Origin of the sequence: Corallococcus exiguus, assembly GCF_009909105.1 — a bacterium.
Classification (GTDB): domain Bacteria; phylum Myxococcota; class Myxococcia; order Myxococcales; family Myxococcaceae; genus Corallococcus; species Corallococcus exiguus.
Genome location: NZ_JAAAPK010000029.1, coordinates 1 through 3384, shown reverse-complemented (window position 1 = coordinate 3384; position 3384 = coordinate 1). Strand labels below are relative to the sequence as shown.

Annotated in this window: 3 protein-coding genes; all 3 read left to right on the top strand. The window is 66.4% G+C overall.

Annotated features, from left to right (window positions below; all coding sequences use genetic code 11):
• Positions 1–166: 166 nt before the first annotated feature.
• The 3 genes from GTZ93_RS42035 (at position 167) to GTZ93_RS42025 (ending at position 3302) form a co-directional block, all read left to right on the top strand.
• Positions 167–451, top strand: a complete 285-nt coding sequence (locus tag GTZ93_RS42035) for a hypothetical protein (RefSeq protein WP_186820071.1) — start codon at positions 167–169, stop codon at positions 449–451.
• Between the two features lie 260 nt (positions 452–711).
• A complete protein-coding gene (locus tag GTZ93_RS42030; protein ID WP_161663385.1) occupies positions 712–1770 on the top strand; it encodes a hypothetical protein in 1059 nt (352 codons plus the stop codon).
• Positions 1767–3302 carry a DUF5906 domain-containing protein gene (locus tag GTZ93_RS42025; RefSeq protein ID WP_139923910.1) on the top strand — a complete coding sequence of 512 codons (1536 nt, stop codon included), beginning with the start codon at positions 1767–1769 and terminating at the stop codon, positions 3300–3302. The genes GTZ93_RS42030 and GTZ93_RS42025 overlap by 4 nt, the downstream gene beginning before the upstream one ends.
• Positions 3303–3384 lie beyond the last annotated feature (82 nt).

Below are 3384 nucleotides of genomic sequence, written 5' to 3'. Positions count from 1 at the left end.
GGGGGGATGCCTCAAGGCCCCCCACCACGCGGGCAGGCTGCGGAATGCCAGACCCTTTGGATTGCGAGCGAGCGGAGCATGATCGCCCATCGGTGCCGGTGCTCGTGAACCACCCGCATTTGCCGCACGCATTTACCGGATGGGAGTGAAACAAAGAAAATCAAACATGATTGAAGTTCTCGAAAAATACATTCCTCACATCATCGCAGCGCTCACCCAAGCCGGGCCTGATGGCCTCACCGTGAAGGAGCTGCGCGGGCAGCTCGGCTCTGGAGAGCAGTTCACTCGACGGGCCCTGACCCTTCTGTTGGCCACTGGCGCGGTGCGCGTGTCCCACCGTCACAGGCCCGGCGTGCGTGGCGCGGTGCCACGGGTCTACACGCTCGCCGCCCCCAACGCGCTGGCGCCGGTAGCTACGCCGGCCCCGCGTCGAGAGGGGGTGACGGAGTGACTGACGCGGCTTGTTTCTCCCTCTCCTCTCTCTCTTCTTCTCTTAAGGAAAAGGGAGTTCAGTCACTCCGTCACGTACAGAGTGAAAACCCCGGTGACGGAGCAATGACGGAGCCCCCCCGCGTTGGTACTTCCGTCACAGCTCCCCCCATGCCGTCCCATGTTGACGCGGAAAACCCAGCGTCGGGCCCTGTGCAGGTGCCCGCTCCCTGGACGATCTGCCTGACTGATTCGCGCTTCACTCCCGGAAGTCTGGATGTCGTGGAGTTCAACTCGGCGGGCGAGCTGATGACCGCGCTCTGGGAGGTGGCCGTGGATCCGCTCCTGCGCGAGGAGAAGGACGGTCGCGCCATCATCCCTGCCAGGCCGTGCCCACCCCGCGCTGATGGCCTCTACGAAGGCAAGGACGGGCAGCCCACGCCCACGCCCTACCGCCGCAACGCGAACTTCTCCCACGTCACCCTGGGTATCGTGGACTTCGACGGTGAAACCCAGGCCGCGCTTGAGGCGTGGCTTGCGAGCCTGCGCCGCCGTGGCCTGTGTTTCATCGCCTACCCCACGCACTCCTACGGGCGCACGGCGAAGCCCATCCGCTACCGCGTCGTCTTCCCGTTCAGCGAACCCGTTCCCGTGGGCTCACCGGGCCGCTGGTCCGAGCGCCTTTGGCCGCGCCTCATGCAGTGCGTGGGGCTCGGCGAGCTGACGGAAGCCGCGTTGAAGGCGGATGCGTCCTGCAAGGACGTCGCGCGGCTCTACTACCTGCCAAGCTGGGACCCCACCAACGCCTTGCCACGCCCGGCCCCCGAGCACCACCAGGGCCAGCCATTGGACGTACAAGCCGAGTTCGGCCCCCTGCTGCGGGTGCCCTTCGCACGCTACGCCGAACGTCCCAACGAGGAGCAGGTGGACGGCTTGCGCGCGGCGAATCCGAGTGACGTGCGCAAGCGACTCCAGCGTTTCAAGCGCTCCGACGCGGTGACGGTGCTCGCGCAGATGGACGCGGGCGAAGTGCTCATGCTCGACGGGCAGCGGCACCTGGGCATCAACAAGCTAACCGAACTGCTCGCCTGGGTAGCCAAGCCCGACGAGAGTTCGGCAAGCCTCCTCGAATGCGCACGCCGCTCGCTCGATGCCCTCGCTCACCTGGAACCCTCGCGTGATGTGTGGGGCGAAGCGCTCCGAGGGCTGCGCGGGGCTCGCGCCAAGCTCACGCAATGGGACCGCCAGAGAGCGGCCCAACGAGCAGCGGAGTACGCGGAATGGCGCCGTGCTCTGGGACTGGCGGCCAGTGCGGGCCACCACAACGGGGGCGAGCAGTGAGCACGAGTATCCATCCCGAGGACGCGCTGGCCCACGCAGCCGACATCGAAGCGGCGCGCGCCGAAGTCGCCAAGCTACCGCTGGTGAAGGTCGTTCCGCTGGAGCGCTATCTTGCACGGCGACACGACGGACACGGCTTCGCGCCCGAGTTCCTGACCCAGAAGGCCGCGGAGGACTACCTCATTCTGCGAGGTTTGGTGCCCCCGCGCGATATGTGGCCGCGTGGAGTCAGTCCGTTGGCCTCTGCCCCCGACGTGCTGAACCTCTGCGCGGGCGTCATGGCCATTGAGTGCAGGCCGAACGCACCCGATCTCATCAGGCGCAAGGACGGGACGTTTGCGGTCAACACCTGGGAGGCTCCTACGCTCGCGCCAATTCAGGGTGAGTGGACCAACGTGCGCCGCGTTCTGCTCTGGCTCGCGGAGGACGAAGCCGGGCTGGAATGGCTGATCAACTGGATCGCTTTCAAGGTCCAGCATCCGGGCTCCAGGCCGGGCACCGCCATCCTTCTGCAAGGGCCCCCGGGCTCAGGGAAGAACGTGCTCTATCGCGTGCTGGCACACCTGCTGGGGCCCTCCAATTGCGTCCAGATTGGTGAGGCGGATCTGGCCAAGCCCTACAACTTCCACTTCGCCACGAAGCTCCTGATCTTCGCCAACGAGTTGCTCGACAATCACAAGCGCGGAGGCTCACTCGGCGACGGGCTCAAGGCGACCATCACCGACGGCGAGGTCTTCCTGGAGAGCAAGGGCGTTGCCCGGACGTCCGCGACGAATCGCGCGGGGCTCCTCGCAGCAACCAACCGGACGAAGCCCATCGAAATTGAAGAGGGCGACCGACGCTGGACGGTGCTCCACAACAGGACCAAGCCCGCCGAGTACACGCACCCAGACCTGGGCATGACGCATCGGGAGTTCTTGGAATCGCTGCACGCTCCAGGCGAGGACGACGCGTTCACGCCCGAGTTCATGCGGCAGGTGGCCGCCTTCGCTCACGCCATGGTCAACCGCGCCGTGGACGTGCGACAGGTTCGCCGGCCCCACGTCAACGCATCTCGCGAGGAGCTTCAGCAACTCAGCGAGCCTGTGACGGAGCAATTCCTGCGAGAACTCAGCGAGAGCCCAGCCCCCGACGCGCAGCTCCACGACTGGGCGACGACGGGCCCGATGGCCCATGTGGTTCACCGTAGCGGTGCACAGGTGGGCAAGACCAAGGCGTTCACGAATGACGCGCTGTACGCGGCGGTCTGCTGCTTCTGCATCGCGGTGGGGCAGAAGCATCCGCCCCAGAAACGAACCTTCCTTGCCGCACTGAAGACGGCGGGATGGACCGAACAGCGCGACAGCAAGACGCGGGGCTGGCTTCCCTCTTGGCACCAGCCGGGTCAGGACGGATCACAGCAAGCGGCGAAGGTCGTCCCTCTCACGGGCTCGCGTGGTGCTGCCGGGGCGAGTGCTGGTGCCGTGCACTCGTCAGCCGAGCCCACGCCGGGCCACGCTACGCCCACCAACGGGAGCGGAGCCACACGATGAACGTGCCCACGGTAGCGGGCTCCAGCGCGCCCGAGTTCCTGACCGTCGAAGAGGCCGCAGCAATCCTGCGCGTGAACCGGAA